The sequence below is a fragment of the Chitinivibrionales bacterium genome (genome assembly GCA_035516255.1).
Lineage (GTDB): Bacteria > Fibrobacterota > Chitinivibrionia > Chitinivibrionales > FEN-1185 > FEN-1185.
The window spans coordinates 35,769-53,806 of the sequence record DATJAL010000027.1 but is presented as its reverse complement, the minus strand read 5'-3'; the positions used below and the strand labels follow the sequence as shown (position 1 = coordinate 53,806).

Annotated in this window: 19 protein-coding genes; 18 read left to right on the top strand and 1 reads right to left on the bottom strand. The window is 58.3% G+C overall.

The features are described from left to right. The first annotated feature begins 105 nt into the window (after nt 1-105). From VLX68_08000 to VLX68_07985, 4 genes are all read left to right on the top strand, one after another. The gene (locus VLX68_08000) at nt 106-630 is read left to right on the top strand and encodes a DUF4388 domain-containing protein (protein HUI92173.1); all 525 of its coding nucleotides are present in this window, start codon (nt 106-108) and stop codon (nt 628-630) included. Between the two features lie 507 nt (nt 631-1,137). Beyond that, complete coding sequence (locus VLX68_07995; protein HUI92172.1) at nt 1,138-1,356, top strand: DUF2934 domain-containing protein; 219 nt, start codon at nt 1,138-1,140, stop codon at nt 1,354-1,356. A gap of 134 nt (nt 1,357-1,490) precedes the next feature. Next, complete coding sequence (locus VLX68_07990; protein HUI92171.1) at nt 1,491-1,970, top strand: hypothetical protein; 480 nt, start codon at nt 1,491-1,493, stop codon at nt 1,968-1,970. 263 nt (nt 1,971-2,233) lie between these two features. Continuing rightward, a complete protein-coding gene (locus VLX68_07985) occupies nt 2,234-2,605 on the top strand; it encodes a carboxypeptidase-like regulatory domain-containing protein (GenBank protein ID HUI92170.1) in 372 nt (123 codons plus the stop codon). A 134-nt stretch (nt 2,606-2,739) separates the two neighbouring features. Here the strand turns inward: VLX68_07985 and VLX68_07980 are convergent, their stop codons facing one another. Then, complete coding sequence (locus VLX68_07980; protein HUI92169.1) at nt 2,740-3,156, bottom strand: response regulator; 417 nt, start codon at nt 3,154-3,156, stop codon at nt 2,740-2,742. A gap of 240 nt (nt 3,157-3,396) precedes the next feature. Between VLX68_07980 and VLX68_07975 the strand changes: the two genes are divergently transcribed. From VLX68_07975 to VLX68_07910, 14 genes are all read left to right on the top strand, one after another. Continuing rightward, complete coding sequence (locus tag VLX68_07975) at nt 3,397-4,110, top strand: glycerophosphodiester phosphodiesterase (protein HUI92168.1); 714 nt, start codon at nt 3,397-3,399, stop codon at nt 4,108-4,110. Nucleotides 4,111-4,567: 457 nt separating this feature from the next. Then, entirely contained in the window at nt 4,568-6,004 is a 1,437-nt protein-coding gene (locus VLX68_07970) for a hypothetical protein (GenBank protein HUI92167.1), read from the top strand. Nucleotides 6,005-6,046: 42 nt separating this feature from the next. Beyond that, a complete protein-coding gene (locus VLX68_07965; protein HUI92166.1) occupies nt 6,047-6,889 on the top strand; it encodes a phosphate ABC transporter substrate-binding protein in 843 nt (280 codons plus the stop codon). A gap of 213 nt (nt 6,890-7,102) precedes the next feature. Further along, nucleotides 7,103-8,059, top strand: a complete 957-nt coding sequence (gene pstC, locus VLX68_07960; GenBank protein HUI92165.1) for a phosphate ABC transporter permease subunit PstC — start codon at nt 7,103-7,105, stop codon at nt 8,057-8,059. After that, nucleotides 8,056-8,961, top strand: a complete 906-nt coding sequence (gene pstA, locus VLX68_07955; protein HUI92164.1) for a phosphate ABC transporter permease PstA — start codon at nt 8,056-8,058, stop codon at nt 8,959-8,961. Before pstC ends, pstA begins: the two co-directional genes overlap by 4 nt. Before the next feature lie 145 nt (nt 8,962-9,106). Next, entirely contained in the window at nt 9,107-9,871 is a 765-nt protein-coding gene (pstB, locus tag VLX68_07950) for a phosphate ABC transporter ATP-binding protein PstB (protein HUI92163.1), read from the top strand. Nucleotides 9,872-9,889: 18 nt separating this feature from the next. After that, nucleotides 9,890-10,570 (top strand): phosphate signaling complex protein PhoU, encoded by a 681-nt coding sequence (gene phoU, locus VLX68_07945; protein ID HUI92162.1) that lies wholly within the window; start codon nt 9,890-9,892, stop codon nt 10,568-10,570. 120 nt (nt 10,571-10,690) lie between these two features. Then, on the top strand, nt 10,691-11,383 hold the full coding sequence (locus tag VLX68_07940; protein ID HUI92161.1) for a response regulator transcription factor: 693 nt from the start codon (nt 10,691-10,693) through the stop codon (nt 11,381-11,383). A 5-nt stretch (nt 11,384-11,388) separates the two neighbouring features. Further along, entirely contained in the window at nt 11,389-13,185 is a 1,797-nt protein-coding gene (locus VLX68_07935; protein HUI92160.1) for an ATP-binding protein, read from the top strand. Between the two features lie 161 nt (nt 13,186-13,346). Beyond that, on the top strand, nt 13,347-14,024 hold the full coding sequence (phoU, locus tag VLX68_07930) for a phosphate signaling complex protein PhoU (GenBank protein HUI92159.1): 678 nt from the start codon (nt 13,347-13,349) through the stop codon (nt 14,022-14,024). 151 nt (nt 14,025-14,175) lie between these two features. Further along, nucleotides 14,176-14,823 (top strand): flavodoxin family protein, encoded by a 648-nt coding sequence (locus VLX68_07925; protein ID HUI92158.1) that lies wholly within the window; start codon nt 14,176-14,178, stop codon nt 14,821-14,823. Nucleotides 14,824-14,839: 16 nt separating this feature from the next. Further along, entirely contained in the window at nt 14,840-15,652 is an 813-nt protein-coding gene (locus VLX68_07920) for a dienelactone hydrolase family protein (protein HUI92157.1), read from the top strand. Between the two features lie 10 nt (nt 15,653-15,662). Continuing rightward, nucleotides 15,663-16,799, top strand: a complete 1,137-nt coding sequence (locus VLX68_07915) for an anaerobic sulfatase maturase (protein ID HUI92156.1) — start codon at nt 15,663-15,665, stop codon at nt 16,797-16,799. A gap of 66 nt (nt 16,800-16,865) precedes the next feature. Then, nucleotides 16,866-17,909 carry a hypothetical protein gene (locus VLX68_07910; protein HUI92155.1) on the top strand — a complete coding sequence of 348 codons (1,044 nt, stop codon included), beginning with the start codon at nt 16,866-16,868 and terminating at the stop codon, nt 17,907-17,909. Nucleotides 17,910-18,038: the final 129 nt, after the last annotated feature.

The following is an 18,038-nucleotide window of genomic DNA, read 5'->3' as shown; positions in this document are numbered from 1 at the left end:
CAGTTCCATCAGAACTCCCTAACAACGATAAGCGATTTTATGCGGGACGAAAGGGATGCCTTTCGCCGAACAAGGCAAAAAACGCACAAAAAAGAGGAGGACCGCATGGAATCCCATCAATTCCCATCAGTCAACAAGTTGCCGGCGTGTGGCGGCGACGCCGGCGCGCCTCGGCCGCAAAAAGCCCGGCCGTACCCCAGTCTCCAGGGCCGTTTTGACGCGGGCAGCGCCATCGACCTGCTCCTGTTTCTCGTGCAGACCGCAAAGACCGGCAGGCTGATCGTGACGCCGTCGGGCAAACCGATAACCGACGCTTCCTGCACCATTCTCATGCGTGAAGGGAAGATCGTGCATGCCGAATTCGACAATTGCCGCGGCCATCAGGCCCTGTGGAAGGCGCTTAACATTCCGGAGGGAATGTTTCTGTTTTATTGCGGTGATTTGGATAAATCGAAGACCATCGATGAGAACCCCATGTCGCTTTTATTGGAAGCATGCCGACGGTACGATGAGGCGGCAATGGGGCTCGGTGCAGCCGAATTCACCAGTGCACCTGATGCGGTGAAAGGCCCTGCCCCGGCGAGGGCTGCGGCGACGCGAGGTGCCGCTTTGGGTTCCACCAAAAGCTGAGCCGACGCGGCAGCGTGCGCTTCTTGCGCTGGTGCGATTGCATGCGGCACAGGATGTCGTCGAAGATGCGGATGGCATTGAGGACGTGCGGGCGCTTGTTGAGCATCACGCATTCGGCGCGCTGGCCCATGGCCGCGTCGGTGATCTCGGCGCTCGGCGCGGCGGAGGTTGCCGATCATCGATCTCCACGTTTCGACGCTGTCGTGGGCGCAGTTGATGCGCATGCAATTCATGCCGCGCATGAGCATGCTTTTTACGAGGCTGTAGTCTTGCGCCGCCTCGGCTCGAAATCGATGTCGCGCCCGCCCCATAAAAAAATCATACGTTCCGCCATATGTTCTATCATTATCCCTGCCTACGTGAATAGGTATAAAACCCTCTGATGAATTTCTAATCAATTCAATAAAAAACATTAACAGAGTCCGGTTAATTTTTAGCGTGCTTGTTGCAAATGCCGACTTGAACGTTTTGCCTATTCCATTTATGAAACCAAGAAAGGAGGAGGGAATGGCTGAATTACAACAAAAGATCCAAGAGCGCGCCTATTTTTACTTCCTGGAGCGCGGCGGGGACAGTGGCCGTGAAATTGATGATTGGCTGCGCGCGGAAAGGGAGATCGTTTCGGTCGAGACGGCCGCAAAAACGCCCGTCTTGATGGAAACCGCGTCGGTCGCCGAAAAAAGAAACGCCGGTCCTCGTAGACCGGTTGCAAAAGGCAGGCGGTAGGTTGCGGGCCGGCCGGGACCGCGGCGTCCAATTGGAAACAAATTTCACAACAAAGAATGTCATCTCATTGCCGATTGATTAATTGCACTTTATCATCATGGAGCCATGATTATAAAAAAGCATTTATCCATTCAGTGTTATCGTGCGCAATAATTCCATTCTGCATTCATGCGTTTGCCGCCGCGCCGTGGAAATTCGGCATCATCGGCGATACGCAAGCGGCTGATTCCCTTGGATCGTACGGCGTAGACACCGTCACCCAGGCCGCATGGGCGGTTGTCAATTACGGCGGCGATTTTGCCATTGCGCCGTTTGCGGCGACGCTGGTACTTGACGGAAGGGAAGGCAGGCCGGCCGCAAACCGCCCTTTCAGGTTGCGTTACGGCCCCGCGTCGTGCGTCATCAGTGTTGACGGGCCGGTGACCGGACCCGTCTCGCTCAGGATTTCGGACATGCGCGGCCGCACGGTGCGCGTTTTCTCCGCCTCGGAAAAAAACCAATTCACCTGGAATTATGCGCGGGAAGGCGTGGCGAACGGCCTGTATGTCGCCACGATCAGGACCGGGGCCTCCGTCGAGACGGTGCGGCTCGGCATTTTCCGGCGATATTCATAAAAACGTCTCTTTGACAAAACGGATTTATGCGGCGCGTTGCGTGACGCGGTCGGCCTTTGTGCCCCAAAGGACTATTTTCCTGCGCATCACAGCGCGCCGTTTTTATAGAGGGACATGGATTTCTGCCGCAGCCGGGGATTGATATGATACAAGCCGTTGTGGTTGCATGGCGGTTCTTACGAATTTCTCATGAAACCCTTAGAACCGCCTAATTCTGACGGTGCATTTTTATCATGTGAAGAAAACAGGAAAAGGAGGCACCCATGGTTTATCGTCCCGTTGTGAAGATGAATGCCGACCTGATCGGCGGCAGAAGGTGCATGGACCCGTGCTTGGGACACGTGCGCGGCAGGGTTGTGGACTTGGATGGCCACGGCATCCTCAACGGCAGGGTATGGATACGCGAAACCGGCCGAAGCACCTATACCGACGAGAGCGGAAATTTCGTGCTTGTCAATGTGCCGCCCGCCGTGTATTCGCTCGTCGCGGAGAGTGAAGGATACGCGCAGGCCGTGATCACGGACGTGCCGGTGGAAATCGGCGACAATCCCGGCAATCTGTTCGTGATGTATCCGCAGTATTCGCGTTCGAGGTTCGATCACCGTCATTGCGAACCGTTGTTCCAGAATTGCTGAGAATGCTCCTCGGGTCCGCGGGTGGTGCGGGTCCGGCTGCAGATATCCAGTGTGAAAAGAGGGCAGGCATGCCAAACCTTTGCAACCTCCGTGCCTGTCTTCTTTTTTTTTCGGGAATCCTTCCGGTGCTATATTCACGCGCCGCTGAACGGCGCGACGGCGAGCAGCGCCTTGACGATTGACCGCAAATCATCAAGGTCGAACGGTTTCTTCATGAACCGGTCCTGGGCCCGCAGCCGTTTGCCGGCCAGCACCTCCGGCCGCACCTGCAGCGCGGTGAGGATGATGACGCTCGTCCTGGAAAGCGCGGGATCGCCGCGGATATGCTCGTACACCTTCCAACCGTCAGGGTCGGGTATCAGGATGTCGAGCACCACCAGGTCGGGCGTTTCGCGGGAGAGCGCCTCGAGCGCGGCCGCGCCGGTTTCCGCCGTTGTCAAGGCAAAGGCCGGGTCCCTGAGCGTGAGCGCGATAAGCTCGCTGATCTGCGGATCGTCCTCAACGATAAGGACGCGGAATGAAGGATGGTGATTTAATGCGGAGCCTGTCATGTGAAAACTCCTGTAAAATGTGTTTTACTAAAAGTAAGGGAAAGATTTTAGAGGATTGCGAAAAAGATGCAAGAAAATTGTTATCGGCGAATTGAAGAACACCGTGCCCGCTGCCGAGCGCGTGAACTGTGCCATTCAGCAATGCCGTACGAATTATTTCGGAACCAATTTCTCATTCATTAATAACATTGAATTTGTATTTTTTGAAATCGTGACGGGCCGTTTTTAACGGGAGGCACCATGGCGGGAATGCAATATTTCGGGCATTGCGGGGAGGGGGAAGCGCATTCCCTCGACTCCATCCGAAACGCAATCGCCTGCGGTGTTGACTGGGTGTACGTGGAGGTGCGAGCTGAAAACGGCGCCGCGGTGCTGTGCTCCGGAAATAATGAAGCGTATCCGTCTGTAAACAAAGAAATCAATCAAAAATCCTTGGAAAGCGCAAATCCTTTTGGCGGAAAAAGCCCTGTGCCGCTTTCCGATGTCATCGGACGCATTGACGGCAGGACCGGTCTTGCCATCGAAATGCAGGGATCCTGGCTTGCGTCCCAGGTGGTGCGGGAAATCCACCAGGCGATTTTCTCGGGAAAATGGAGCCATAAACATTTCCTCGTCTGTTCCCGGAACTTCATTGAGTTGCAGATGATCCAGAGCTATGATCCGCATATAAGGGTGGGATGCATTCCGGAGGGCGTGCTTCACGTGAACGTGGAGTTCGCCGAAAAGATCGGCGCATTTTCACTGCATCCCTCCCGGCGGCAGTTGACCATGGAGCTGCTGGATGACTGCCACCAGCGGGGCATTAAAGTGGTTGTGCCGGATGTCAATGCCGTGGAGGATTATTACCTCCTGGAGGCCATGGGCGTTGACGGCGTGGTGTCGCGCTACCCAGAGAAAATAATGACCTGGCGCTACATCAACAACATGCCGGATTCGCTTCTGATGAAATCGTGATCATGGGGTTTTCCGCCCGATGACGCTTAACCTTAGAACGTTGGCATCCCTTTTTCCTACCTGCAAAGTGCAATCGGTTATCGCCATACCGTCCAGTCTCCCGCCCACCTCGGTGCCCTCCGGCGTCATAACAAAAAACTAATCAAATCCGCATTTTGCAATCACATTACGCGGCGATTTTATAAGCGTTCGGAAAACGTGTTGCCGGGAAGGAAGGCGATTTTCCCGACAAATAATTATGGAATAATGAAAACAGTGGTCACGCTAACACAATTTTAACAATTCCCTAACAAAATTAAAACCAGCAGCAGCCATCTTTTACATTGAATCCACCCTAGGTTTACAGGAGGGATGGCGTGAAAATGGGGATAAGAAAGGGGGCAAGGGGAAACGAAATTATTCGCCATCAGTAACCGGCTTGTAAAAAGAAAAAAAACAAATCACCATGGGAGGATTCATGAAAAAAGTAACGATGATGATCGCGGCGATGCTGTTTCCGGCCGCCATGTTTGCGGCGCAGCAGAAAGACAGCGCTTCTGCGGCACAGCTCCAGATCGAGACTGCTGCCCAGCCTGCGGCGTCCGCGGATACGCTGAAAGAACAGGTAGAGAAAATCAAGGGCGAAGTTGACGGGATCAATGAGAGTTATGCGGAAACCAAGGCAACGGTGGGCGCGCTGAGCAAAATTAAGGTTTCCGGTTACATCCAGGCGCAATGGGTCCGCGGCGATACCGCCGGCGTTGTGGATGGATCGAACAAGGCCGTGACCGACCGTTTTCTGATCAAGCGCGGGCGTGTTAAAACGACGTACGATGCTGGACTTTCCCAATATGTACTCGAATTGGATGCCACCCAAGACGGCATTGTGATCAAGGATGTTTACGCGATGTTCAAGGATCCGTGGCTCAAGTCCTTCGCTCTCACCGTCGGTTCGCAGGACAGGCCGTTCGGCTACGAAGTGCATTACTCTTCGAGCCAGCTCGAATCGCCTGAACGTTCCAGGGTGATCGGCACGTTCTTCCCCAAGGAAAAAGATCTCGGGGCGATGCTGGAATTCGCGCAGGAAGACGGCCCGGCCTCCTGGCTCAACGCCAAGGTCGGCGTTTTCAACGGGCAGACGAACATCCTTGACGAAAACGACGGTTACAAGGACGTCATCGGCCGTCTCGGCGTAAATTTCAACCTCCCCAACGCCGGGGTCTCGATTTCGGGCGGCGTGTCCGGATACTACGGACAGGTGCAGAGCACCGACACCACCGGGAAAGTTGGAAAGAACTATGCGATGTCCGGGAATATGTGGGTGGCGAACGCCAATACCAAGTTCAACGAGAATTTCCTTCGCGAATATTATGGCGGGGACATTCAATTCACTTATGCGACTCCCGTCATCGGCGGGACCTGCATAAAGGGCGAATATGTGGCCGGCAAACAGCCCGGTACGGCAGGATCAAGCCAGTATTACGCAACGAACAACAGCATTGCCAATGCCATCGCGGGCACACCCGCGGTGACCTACGGCACGCAAACCACGAGTTCGATTTACCAAAGAAACGCCATGGGCTGGTATGCGTATTTCATACAGAACATCGATCCCGCGAGCCTGCAGTTGGTTTTAAAGTATGATATCTATGACCCAAATACCGCCGTGACTGGCACGGATTTTGATACAACAAAGTCTGCGGTGAAACCCAACCTTACGGCTGCCGACATAGCGTACAATACCTTTGGGCTCGGCCTTCTCTGGTACGTTCCATGGGCCACAAACATTCGATGCATGCTGTTCTATGAATTCAACCAGAACGAAAAGCTGACAAACCCGATCGGCGGCTTGGCAAAGTACACGAATGACCTCACCGACAACCTTCTGACCGCGCGAATACAGGTAAAATTCTGACCCGGAAGTGAAAACGCAAACAAACTATAAGGAGGAATGATCATGAAGCATCTTACAAAAACGGTACTGGTCGCAAGCCTGTGCCTTGTTGGCGCCGTGGGTATTATCGCCGCGGCGGGAAAGAAAGTGATCACAGTCAAAGGGTCCGATACCATGGTGATCCTCGCCCAGCGCTGGGCGGAGGAGTACATGGCTAAGCATCCCGACGTCACGGTCCAGGTGACCGGCGGCGGCTCGGGGGTCGGACTCTCCGCACTCATCAACGGCACCACCGACATCGCCGACGCGTCGCGGCCCATCAAGAACAGCGAGGTTGAGAAAATTAAGGCCCGGTTCAATGCGCTCAGCTTCGAGACCAAGGCGGCAAAGGACGGGATCACCCTTTACCTCAATGAGGCCAACGGCGTATCCGAGTTGACGATTGCCCAGATCAAGGCGATATATTTGGGCGAAGTCACCAATTGGAAGGATGTCGGAGGAGAGGACGCAAAGATCGTACTTTACGGACGCGAAAACAGTTCGGGAACCTACGTCTATTTCCGTGATAATGTTCTTGACGGAAAAGACTACAGCCCCACGATGCAGAGCCTTCCGGGCACGGCGGCGGTGGTGAACGCGGTCGCGAAAGACAAGGAAGGCATCGGCTACGGCGGCGCGGCGTATGCGAAGGGCGTGAAGGTCCTCAAGGTGAAGAAGGACGCGAATTCGCAGGCATACGAGCCGACGCCGGAGACCATCAAGGCCGACCAGTACCCGATCACGCGGTACCTGTACATGTATACGCGCGCGCGGCCGGTGGGCGATGTGAAGAACTTCATCGACTGGACGCTCGGCGACGAGGGACAGGCGATCGTGACCAAGGTGGGGTATTTCCCGGTGAAGTAAATAAAATTCACCGCAGAGGCGCGGAGAGCGCAGAGAAAAAATACAGAGAAGAATAATGATACTTGAAATCACGAAATAAATGTCCTATTAACCGCAATTTGTGTTTTCTCTTCTCTGCGTCCTCTGCATCTCTGCGGTGAAATCTTTTTCATGTGACAAGACAAATTCAAAAATTAGGAATTATCTGTCATTGACAATAAAGAAAGATCGCTAATGGCCGGCACCGATACCATGACCCGCACGCTCCGCACCAGGCCCCGCATCAGGCCCCTTGAATTTGCGGCGGAAAAGCTGCTGGCCGCCGTCGCGTTCGTGTCGATTTTCTTCATCATCCTTATCCTCATTTTCGTGTTCCGGGAATCCCTGCCGCTCGTGCTCGGCACGGCCAGCGACGACATCGGCAAGGTGACGCTCAAGAAAATTTTCGACGCCGCGTGGATGCCGGTGTCGAACAATCCGCGGTACGGCATCATTTCCCTTATCGTGGGCAGCATCAAGGTCACCCTCGTGTCCATGGGCTTTGCCTTTCCCGTTGCGATTCTTGCGGCATTGTTCACTTCAACGTTCGCGCCGAAATGGGCAAAGGAGATCATGAAGCCGGTGATAGAGATTTTGGCCGGGTTCCCCTCGGTGGTGATCGGTTTTTTCGCGCTCACGGTGCTTGCATCGTTTTTTCAGAGTGTGTTTCACCTGCACTACCGCCTCAATGCCTTCACCGGCGGAATAGCGCTTTCACTTGCCGTGATCCCGATAATTTATACGGTTGCCGAAGACTCGATCAACGTGCTCCCGAAAACCATGAGGGAGGCGAGCTACGCGCTCGGCGCTTCAAAATGGGAGACATCGCTCTACGTTCTTTTACCAGCCGCGACGCCCGGGATTTTCGCCGCGTTTCTGCTCGGCCTGGGCCGCGCCTTCGGCGAAACCATGATCGTGCTCATGGCAACGGGCAATGCCGCGCTCCTGTCGCCGAACCTGTTCGAGCCGGTGCGCACCATGTCCGCCACCATCGGCGCTGAAATGGCCGAGGTGGTGTTCGGCGACGCGCATTACAACGTGCTGTTCTTCATCGGCGTGTGCCTGTTCATCTTTTCGTTTTCGCTCAACGCGGTCGCCGAGCTGGTGGTGCGGCAGCGGCTCATGAAACGGTTCAGGGGGAGCGCATCATGACGCTCGGGAAAAAAGCCGCCGGCGCCGGCATCGTCGCCCTCACCGGGCTCTGCGCGTTCGGCATCATCGCCGTGGTGTTTTTCGTGATGGGGACCATCGTCATCGGCGGCCACCGCATGATGACCTGGACGTTCCTCACCGCCGCGCCCGCGCAGGGCATGACCGCGGGCGGGATTTTCCCCGCCATCGTGGGCACGTTCTTCCTCGTTCTTATTATGTCAATAGTCGGCGTGCCCGTGGGAACCGTCACCGCGATCTACCTTGCCGAATACGTGAAGCAGGGGTCGTGGATCGCCAAAAGCATCCGGTTCGCCGTGAACACCCTTGCCGGCATCCCGTCCATCGTGTTCGGCCTGTTCGGCCTCGGCTTTTTTATCCAGTTCGTGGGCCGCAACATGGACCGGCTTTTCACGCCCCAGGGCCAGCTCGTATGGGGCCAGCCGTGCATTTTGTGGGCGAGCCTCACCATGGCGCTGCTCACGCTGCCGGTGGTCATTGTCTCGGTTGAGGAGGCGGTGAAGGCGGTGCCGCGCGATTTGCGCGAGGCGAGCCTGGCGCTCGGCGCCACCAAATGGGAGACGATCCTGCGCATCGTGCTGCCCAATTCAATCACGGGCATGTTGACAGGCGGGATTCTCGCGGTGAGCCGCGGCGCGGGCGAGGTGGCCCCCATCCTGTTCACCGGCGCGGCGTATTTTTTGCCGCACCTGCCGACAAAGCTTTCGGACCAGTTCATGGAGCTCGGGTACCACGTTTACATCATGTCAACGCAGTCGACGAACGTGGACCAGACCGCGGGCATCCAGTACGCCACCACGCTCGTGCTGCTGCTGCTCACGTTTTTGCTCAACTTTTCGGCGATTTACCTGCGGTACTGGATGCGGAGACGCAATTTGCAGTAGAGGAAAAAAAGCACCGCAAAGGCGCAAAGATCGCAAAGTTAAAATGAGGATAATTAAGGAATCGTCAAAACATTAAAAATCTTTGCGTCCTTTGCGTCTTTGCGGTGGGGATTTAATACAAAAAAGTGAACAAGTAAGGGAAACCATGGAAAACGGCAACGTCGTCATTCGCACCGAAAACGTGTCGCTGCACTACGGATCCAAGCCGGCCCTCAAGACGGTCTCCATGGACATCCGGGAAAAATGCGTTACCGCGTTCATCGGGCCCTCGGGCTGCGGCAAGTCCACGTTTTTGCGGCTGTTCAACCGGATGAACGACCTTATCGAAGGCGTGAAGATCAGCGGCACGGTGATGATCGACGGCGTTGACATTTACGCGACCCCCATCGACGTGGTCGACCTGCGGCGCAAGGTGGGAATGATATTCCAGAAAAGCAACCCGTTTCCGAAATCGATTTACGAAAACGTGGCCTACGGCCCCAAGATACAGGGGATACGGAAAAAGGGCGAGCTCGACGCGATCGTGGAGCAGTGCCTGCGCAGGTCGGCGCTATGGGACGAGGTGAAGGACGGGCTGCACCAAAACGCGCTCGGCCTGTCGGGCGGCCAGCAGCAGCGGCTGTGCATCGCGCGGGCGCTTGCCGTAAAACCGGAAATTCTGCTCATGGACGAGCCGGCGAGCGCGCTCGACCCGCTGTCCACGGCCAAGATCGAGGAGCTCATCTACGAGCTCAAGAGCGCCTACACCATCGTGATCGTCACCCACAATATGCAGCAGGCCTCGCGCGTAAGCGATTACACGGCCTTCTTCTATCTGGGCGAGCTTGTCGAATACGACAAGACCACGGTCATGTTCACGTCGCCCCAGCTTAAGAAGACCGAGGACTACATCACGGGAAGGTTCGGATAAGCACGGAAAGGAACGGCTGTGGAACGTCATTTTGAAAAAGAGATCCAGCAGGTGATGGAACGGCTGAGGTCCATGGCCGTGGCCGTGGAGCATGCGGTCACGGGGGCGCTGCACGCGTTTCTCGCCCGGGACGCCGGCGCGGCGCAATCGGTGCTCGACAACGAACACGTGATCAACGAGTTCGAGGTCGGCATCGACAACGACATCGTGCGGTTCTTCGCGCTGCGGCAGCCCGTGGCGGTCGACCTGCGGCTCGTGCTCGCGATCCAGAAAATCAACAACGAGCTCGAGCGCATCGGCGATCACGCGGTGAACATCGCCGAATCCGCGAAGCGCTCCGCGTCGCTCGCACCGATGCAGGAAATACCGGAGCTCTTCCGCATGTCAAAGACCGTGAGTGCCATGCTCGCCGAATCGCTGGAGAGCTTTTTTACCAAGAATTCGGAGCTTGCGCGGGCCCAGCTGCTGAAGGACGATGAAATCGACCGGATGAACAGAGACGTCATCCTGAAGTCGATCGACATGGCAAAGGCGGACCCCGGGCTCATCGAACAGGTCATCGAATACATCCGCGTGAGCAAGAACCTGGAGCGCATCGCCGACCTGTCGACGAACATTTCGGAAGAGGAAATATTCCATAACCAGGCGCGCATGGTGAAGCATCACACCGACACGACGGTCCCTCCGTTTACCGATTGAGCGCGCGGCCTGAGGTCTTGATTTCATTCCGTGCATTATATTTAATATGAGTAATGCACCGGGGCGTCCACGCCGCGTGTCGATCGCCGGCCGGCATGGGCAAACAGAAATGGAAACACCATGGCGCGAGAACACATTCTCATTGTTGAAGACGAAGAGGAAATCCAGGAGCTCATCAGCTACAACCTCACCAAGGAGGGGTTCAGGACCGCCGCCGCCCTGTCGGGCGAGGAGGCGCTGAAGAAGGCGCGGGCCGAGCGGTTCGACCTCGTGCTCCTCGACCTCATGCTGCCGGGCATGGATGGGCTTGACGTATGCAAAGCGCTGCGCAAGGACGAAAAGACCCAGACCGTGCCCGTGATCATGCTCACGGCAAAGGGGGAGGAGTCCGACATCGTGACCGGGCTCGAGCTCGGCGCCGACGACTACGTCGTGAAGCCGTTTTCCCCCAAGGTGCTCGTGGCGCGCATAAGAACCGTGCTGCGCAGGAAAAGCGCCGAGCCCTTTGACGAATCGAAGCCGGTGGAGATCCACGACCTGTCCATCCATCCGGGCAGGCGCGAGGTGCTCTTCAAGAAAAAACCCGTGCCGCTCACCAACATGGAATTCCGCGTTCTTCATTTTCTGGCAAGCAGGCCGGGCTGGGTGTTTTCCCGGTACCAGATCGTCGAGGGCGTGCGGGGCGACAACTACCCGGTCACCGACCGCTCGGTCGATGTGCTCATCGTGGGCCTGCGCAAAAAGCTCGACGCCGCCGGCGCGTATGTCGAAACCGTGCGCGGCGTGGGATACCGTTTCAAGGAAGAGGCCTGATCGCCATGTGGCCCAAGAAACTCGTATGGCGCTTGTTCTTCACCTGCCTGCTGATCATGGGCGTGCCGGTCGCGCTTGTCACCTGGTATGCCACCGACGCCTACTCGAAATTTTACCGTGTCCAGGCGACCGATGACCTCAAGGCGCGCGCCTTTCTCATCGCGAGCCAGATGGAACAGCACCTTGCCGCATCCTCCTCGATCAACACCGATTCGCTGTGCAAGACCCTCGCGAAAAAGGTGCATACGCGCTTCACCATCATCGCGCCGGACGGCAGGGTGCTCGGCGATTCGGAGCGCAACCCGGACTCAATGGAAAACCACGGCAGCAGGCAGGAAATCGTTGAGGCGCTCAAGGGCGGCATCGGCGTTTCGGACCGGTTCAGCTACACGCTCGAGCAGGAACTTATTTATGTGGCCGTGCCCGTGTATCATCACGGCATGATCGCGCAGGTCGTGCGCACCTCGTTCCCGGTCGCGGTGATCAGGAATGCGCTCGACCGGCTCTACCGGCGCATTACGGCGGTGGTCGCGCTCACCGTACTGCTCGCGGCGCTGGCAAGTTTCCTTGTGTCAAGAAGCATCAGCGCGCCCATCGCGGCGATGAAGATCGGCGCGCGCCGGTTCGCGTCCGGCGATTTTTCCGAAAAGCTGCCGGCCGCAGGTTACGAGGAGGCGGCCGAGCTCTCGGCCGGGCTCAACGAAATGGCGCGCCAGCTGAGCGAGAAAATCGCCACCATCACCGAGCAGCGCAACGAACAGGACGCGGTGCTGTCGAGCATGATCGAGGGCGTGATCGCGATTGACGCAGGGGAAAAAATCATCACCATCAACAATGCCGCGGCGTCGCTGTTCTCCATCGACCGCGGGCACTGCAAGGGCAGGCTCATCGGCGAGGTGCTGCGGAACATCGAGGTGCAGGATTTCCTCGCCGCCACACTCAAGGTGGAAGGCCCGTCCGAATGCGAACTGCTTCTGCCGGTGCGGGGCAACGGCGAGAAAAAAGCCGGCGAGCTGTTCCTCCAGCTCCATGGCACCGCCCTGCGCGGCGGCGACGGCAAGGCCATCGGCGCGCTCATGGTCATCAACGACATCACCAGGATAAAGAAACTCGAAAACATCCGGAAGGACTTTGTCGCCAATGTTTCCCACGAACTGCGCACGCCGCTCACCTCCGTGAAGGGCTACGTGGAGACGCTGCAGGCCGGCGCGCTTGACAACCGCGACGAGGCGCAGCGCTTCCTCGGGATCATCGAGGGCCAGGTGGACCGCATCAACTCCATCGTGGAGGACCTGCTGTCGCTGTCGCGCATCGAGCAGGACTCGGAGCGCAGGGCAATCGAGCTTTCGGCAGGCGCGATCTGCGACGTGCTGTATTCGGCGGCCGACACGTGCCGCCACAAGGCGTCGCTCAAGGCCATCGAAATGGAGGTCTCGTGCGACAAGACGATCGGCGCGGCCATGGAGAAATCACTGCTCGAGCAGGCCGTGGTGAACCTTGTCGACAACGCGATCAATTACAGCGACGAAAAGAAGAAGGTCTGGATACGGGGCGAGGTCAGGGGCGGCGAGGCGCTCATATCGGTGCGCGACGAGGGCATCGGCATACCGGCCGAGCACCTGGAGCGGATCTTCGAGCGGTTCTACCGCGTTGACAAGGCCCGCAGCAGAAAGCTCGGCGGCACGGGCCTCGGGCTCTCTATTGTAAAGCATACCGTCCTGGCGCACCACGGCAAGGTGTGGGCGGAAAGCAGGGTGGGCGAGGGGAGCACGTTCTATATCGCGTTGCCGCTGGTGAAATAAGACATTCACCGCAAAGACGCAAAGGCCGCAAAGAATATAAATTGGTTGACGAACGCAATTGACGTCGCTCCCGCGAAAGCGGGAGTCCGGCAGTTATAGCCGTTTTCCCGCTTCCGCGGGAGCGACAAAATCAAGGAGCGAGACTTTTAGGGGGAAGCAGCATGGCCGTCCATTTACAGAAGGAAATAGACAACCTCAAAAAGAAAATCCTGCGCCTCTCGGCCATGGTCGAGGAGAACGTGGAGCGCGCGGTGCGCGCCGTGGAGAAACGCGACGCGGACCTCGCCGAGAAGGTGGTGGACATGGACCGGGCGGTCGACATCATGGAAATCGAGGTGGAGGAGGAGTGCCTCAAGGTGCTGGCGCTCCACCAGCCGGTCGCCACCGACCTGCGCTTCATTGTTGCGGTACTCAAGATCAACAGCGACCTCGAGCGCATCGGCGACCTCACGGTGAACATCGCCGAGCGCTCGCAAGAGCTCGCGCGGCGTCCGGAGTTCGCGTTCACCTCCAACTTCCCCGCCATGATGGAGAAGGCGCGGCTCATGCTCAAGAAGGTCCTCGACTCGCTTGTCAATCTCGACGCGAAACTCGCGCTCTCGGTGTGCGCCGCCGACGACGAGGTTGACGCGCTGTACCGCGAGATGTTCGACAAGGTGAAGGCGGGCATCGTCAAGGAGCCCGACAAGGTCGACGACTACCTGCAGATGCTCTCCATCACGCGCCACCTCGAGCGCATCGCCGACCACGCCACCAACATCGCCGAGGACGTGATCTACATGATCGAGGGGTCGATCATCAGGCACGGCGCGGAGAAGTTCAGGCGGGAGGCGCGTTGAAAGGCCCCGCGTCCAATAATACGATGCTCTTTACGGTACGATAGTACGGCAGGCCTCGCCCTGCGGCCGGCCAACGATATACCCGCGCAACCACCGCCGATAGTATTTTTTTCTCAAGCCCATTGTGAACGCGCCGGGCCGGGAGCGCACCATGAACGTGATCGCCGTCAACGGAAGCCCGAGAAAGACCTGGAACACCGCGACCCTGCTGCGGCACGCGCTCGACGGCGCCTCCTCGCGGGGCGCGGCCGGCGAGATGGTCCACCTGTACGACCTGGATTACAAGGGCTGCATCAGCTGTTTTGCCTGCAAGCTAAAGGGCGGCAAAAGCTATGGCAGGTGCGCCGTGAGCGACGGCCTGAGGCCGGTGCTTGATAAAATAGAATCGGCGGACGGCCTTGTGCTGGGATCGCCGGTATATCTCGGTATGGTGAGCGGCATGATGCGGTGTTTCCTGGAGCGGTTGGTCTTCCAGTACATTGTATACGATGCGCAGCATTCGCACCTGTTTAAGAGGAAAATCCGCACCGGCCTCATTTACACGATGAACGTGCCGCAGGAGCGTGTGGCGCAGATGGGCTATGAGGAGAAATTCAAGGGCATGGAAATGTCGCTCGGACGGGTTTTCGGCGCGTGTGAATCGCTGTTCGTGACCGACACCTGTCAGTTCGACGATTATGCCAAATACGAATCGTCGCTCTTCAATGCGGAAGAAAAGGCCGCACGGCGCAGGGAAGTTTTTCCCGAAGACTGCCGCAAGGCCTTTGCAATGGGCGCGCGGCTGGCGGCGCCTCAATAACCGGCAAGGGGAACTCATGGCGATCAAAGGGGAATGGATCACGTACGGCGGCGGCAAAGGATATTTTGCCGCGCCGGAAAGGGCGGCGGCGCCGCTTCCCGGGATCATCGTGATCCAGGAGGCGTTCGGCGTCAACGAGCATATCGAGGACGTGACGAAACGCTTTGCGGCCGCGGGATACGCGGCGCTGGCGCCCGACCTTTTCACGGTGAACGGCGAAAGGCCGGCACCGCTCTCGCCCGAGCGCATCGGCAAGGCAGTGAGGTTCATGCGGCAGCTGCCGCCGGGCGCCATGGCCAATCCTGCAATTCGGGATGCCGAGATGGCAAAGCTGCCCGACGCCGATCGAAAGCAGATCGGCGAGACTTACGGTCAGATTTTCGGCGGGCCGGAACGGTTGCCCCCGTACGTTGCCCGGCTCAGGGAGGCCTTCCGCCACCTCAGGGGCGCGCAGCCCCAGACCAAGGGCCAGAAAGTGGCATGCGTGGGCTTCTGCATGGGCGGCGGACTGTCGGCGCTTCTTGCCTGCGAGGAGCCCGAAATTTCCGGCGCCGCGGTGTTCTACGGCGCCACGCCGCCGGCCGATAAAATCCATTCCATACGGTGCCCCGTGATCGGCTTCTACGCCGGCAACGATACCCGCATCAACCCCGGCATACCCGTGTTTGAAAAGGCGATGCGCGCCGCGGGAAAACAATACGAGCGTTTCGTGTACGACGGCGCGAACCATTCCTTCTTCAACGACGACGGGCCTTCTTATAACGTCAAGGCGGTGCGAGACGCGTTCGTGAGGCTTCTGGCGTTTTTCCAAAAGACCCTGTCGGACTAGGCGGCCGCCGTTGGAACATGCCCCCGAATGCCTGGTGATGGCCAAGCCGGCCGGCCCCGCCTGCAACCTGCGCTGCACGTACTGCTATTACCTTGACAAAGAGAAATTGTTCCCGGCCGGGCCGCGCCGCATGTCCGGCGAGCTGCTCGCGCGGTACATCCGGCAGCGCTTCGAGGCGTCGCCGGGCCCCGCCACTCACTTCGAATGGCACGGCGGAGAGCCAACGCTCGTGGGGCTGGACTATTTCCGCACGATTATACGCCTGCAGCGGGCGCACGCGCCCGCCGGACGGACCTTTTCCAACGGCCTGCAAACCAACGGCCTGCTCCTCGACGCCGCTTGGGCGGATTTTCTTGCCAAAGAGGGATTTTCGGTCGGCCTCAGCATCGACGGGCCGCAGGAATTCCACGATCGTTTCAGACGGGCGGCGGACGGCCGCCCCACGCACGAGCGGGCCGTGGCGGCATACCGCCTGCTCAGGGAGCGAGGCGTTTTCTGCAACGTGCTGTGCGTTCTCCATTCCGTCAACACGGCCGAGCCCGACAAAACCTACGATTTCTTCCGGAGCATCGGTGCCGCCTACCTCCAGTTCCTGCCGCTCACCGGGGCGGGCAGGCTCTGCGCCGGACCCCAGGATATCGGGGCGTTCCTGTGCCGCGTCTTCGACCGCTGGATACGCGAGGACGTGGGGCGCATCGTGGTCCAGATATTCGACGAGGCCCTGCGGCCGCTGTACGGCATGCCGCACGCCTTGTGCCTGTTCCGTCCGGCGTGCGGCGAGGCCGCCGTGCTGGAGCACGACGGGAGCTTTTACGCATGCGACCATTTCGCGGATCCGCAGCACCTGATCGGGAATATCAGAGACAAATCGCTGCGCGACCTGGCGTCCGACCCGGCAATGAAGCGGTTCGGGGCGGCCAAGCGTGACTCGCTTCCCCGGCAATGCCGGCAGTGCGGCGCGCTTGCGTTCTGCAACGGCGGGTGCCCCAAGGACCGGACGGCCTTCACCGCGGACGGCGAGCCGGGACTCAATGTCCTCTGTCCGGCCTTCAAGGCGCTTTTTTTCCATGCAAAACCGGAACTGATGCGACTGGCAGAGCATATGAAGTCGGGAAGGCGGCTGCGGGAGTTTGCGGCAGGGGCGTAGCCTCGTAAAAGACATGTCCGAAAGTTTTTGCGTCTGCAGGATTATCGGTAACACAGGGAGGAACCCATGAAAAAAATGACGGTTATTTTCGTAATTGCCGCCACGATATTTTCCTATTATGTCCAGGTGTCGGCGCAAACGGCCGGTTCTCATTACCGGATCGCCAACAAATTCCACCTCGACGGCGACGGCGGGTGGGACATCATCACCGCCGACAGCGCCACCGGGCGCGTGTTTGTTTCCCATGCGACCATGGTCCAGGTGATGGATGGCAAAACCGGAAAACTTCTCGGTGTGATCCCCGACACCAAAGGTGTGCACGCCGCGGTCATCGCGGCCGACGCGGGAAAAGGGTTCACCAGCAACGGTAAGGACACATCGATTACCGTCTTTGATTTGTCAACCCTCAAGGTACTGCGGAAAATCGCGGCGACGGGCGCGGGACCGGATGCAATGATATACGACGCGTTTTCCCATGCGGTGTTCTGTTTCAACGGCAGGAGCGCCAACGCCACGGTGATCGACGCGAAAACGTGCAACGTGGCGGCGACCGTCGCGCTCGACGGCAAGCCCGAGTTCCCGGCAAGCGACGGGAAGGGGCTGCTCTACGTCAATCTTGAGGACAAGAGCCTGGTGGAGGTGATCGACACCAAGGCGATGAAAACGGTGAGGAGCTTTTCCATCGCGCCCGGCGAGAGCCCCACCGGAATAGCGCTCGACAATGCAAAGAGTCTTCTGTTTATCGGCTGCGGGAACAAGCGCATGGTTGTTGCCGACGTGAAGAGCGGGAAGGTGATTGCCTCGCTTCCCATCGGAGACCACTGCGACGGCGCGGCGTTCGATCCTGTTTACAAACGCGCCTACGCATCGTGCGGCGACGGTACCCTCACGGTGGTGCAGGAAGAGAAGGACGGCGCCTGCACGGTGCTGGAGACCGTGGCCACGCAGAAGGGCGCGCGCACCGTTACGATTAATGAAAAGACACATCACCTGTATCTGCCGACCGCCGATTTCGGTCTTGCGCCGGCGCCGACGCCCGAAAACCCGAAACCGCGTCCGGCCATACTGCCGGGTACGTTCGTGGTGCTGGACGTGGAGACGGTTCATTAGCGGCCCGCTCATTCAATCGGACGGCGTAAATCCTGGCGTCCTCGTGCCGGCGGAATGTTGAGCGGAAACTCTTCTGCCGAGGCAAACCTTTCTTGACAATGTTCAGCGCGGTGAAGGCCGACGGCATTT

Excerpts from the sequence above, each read along its gene's own strand:
- VLX68_08000 (HUI92173.1), top strand. The coding sequence starts at position 106 with ATGGAATCCCATCAATTCCCATCAGTCAACAAGTTGCCGGCGTGTGGC.
- VLX68_07995 (HUI92172.1), top strand. The coding sequence starts at position 1,138 with ATGGCTGAATTACAACAAAAGATCCAAGAGCGCGCCTATTTTTACTTC.
- VLX68_07985 (HUI92170.1), top strand. The coding sequence starts at position 2,234 with ATGGTTTATCGTCCCGTTGTGAAGATGAATGCCGACCTGATCGGCGGC.
- VLX68_07980 (HUI92169.1), bottom strand. The coding sequence starts at position 3,156 with ATGACAGGCTCCGCATTAAATCACCATCCTTCATTCCGCGTCCTTATC.
- VLX68_07975 (HUI92168.1), top strand. The coding sequence starts at position 3,397 with ATGGCGGGAATGCAATATTTCGGGCATTGCGGGGAGGGGGAAGCGCAT.
- VLX68_07970 (HUI92167.1), top strand. The coding sequence starts at position 4,568 with ATGAAAAAAGTAACGATGATGATCGCGGCGATGCTGTTTCCGGCCGCC.
- VLX68_07965 (HUI92166.1), top strand. The coding sequence starts at position 6,047 with ATGAAGCATCTTACAAAAACGGTACTGGTCGCAAGCCTGTGCCTTGTT.
- pstC (HUI92165.1), top strand. The coding sequence starts at position 7,103 with ATGGCCGGCACCGATACCATGACCCGCACGCTCCGCACCAGGCCCCGC.
- pstA (HUI92164.1), top strand. The coding sequence starts at position 8,056 with ATGACGCTCGGGAAAAAAGCCGCCGGCGCCGGCATCGTCGCCCTCACC.
- pstB (HUI92163.1), top strand. The coding sequence starts at position 9,107 with ATGGAAAACGGCAACGTCGTCATTCGCACCGAAAACGTGTCGCTGCAC.
- VLX68_07940 (HUI92161.1), top strand. The coding sequence starts at position 10,691 with ATGGCGCGAGAACACATTCTCATTGTTGAAGACGAAGAGGAAATCCAG.
- VLX68_07935 (HUI92160.1), top strand. The coding sequence starts at position 11,389 with ATGTGGCCCAAGAAACTCGTATGGCGCTTGTTCTTCACCTGCCTGCTG.
- phoU (HUI92159.1), top strand. The coding sequence starts at position 13,347 with ATGGCCGTCCATTTACAGAAGGAAATAGACAACCTCAAAAAGAAAATC.
- VLX68_07925 (HUI92158.1), top strand. The coding sequence starts at position 14,176 with ATGAACGTGATCGCCGTCAACGGAAGCCCGAGAAAGACCTGGAACACC.
- VLX68_07920 (HUI92157.1), top strand. The coding sequence starts at position 14,840 with ATGGCGATCAAAGGGGAATGGATCACGTACGGCGGCGGCAAAGGATAT.
- VLX68_07910 (HUI92155.1), top strand. The coding sequence starts at position 16,866 with ATGAAAAAAATGACGGTTATTTTCGTAATTGCCGCCACGATATTTTCC.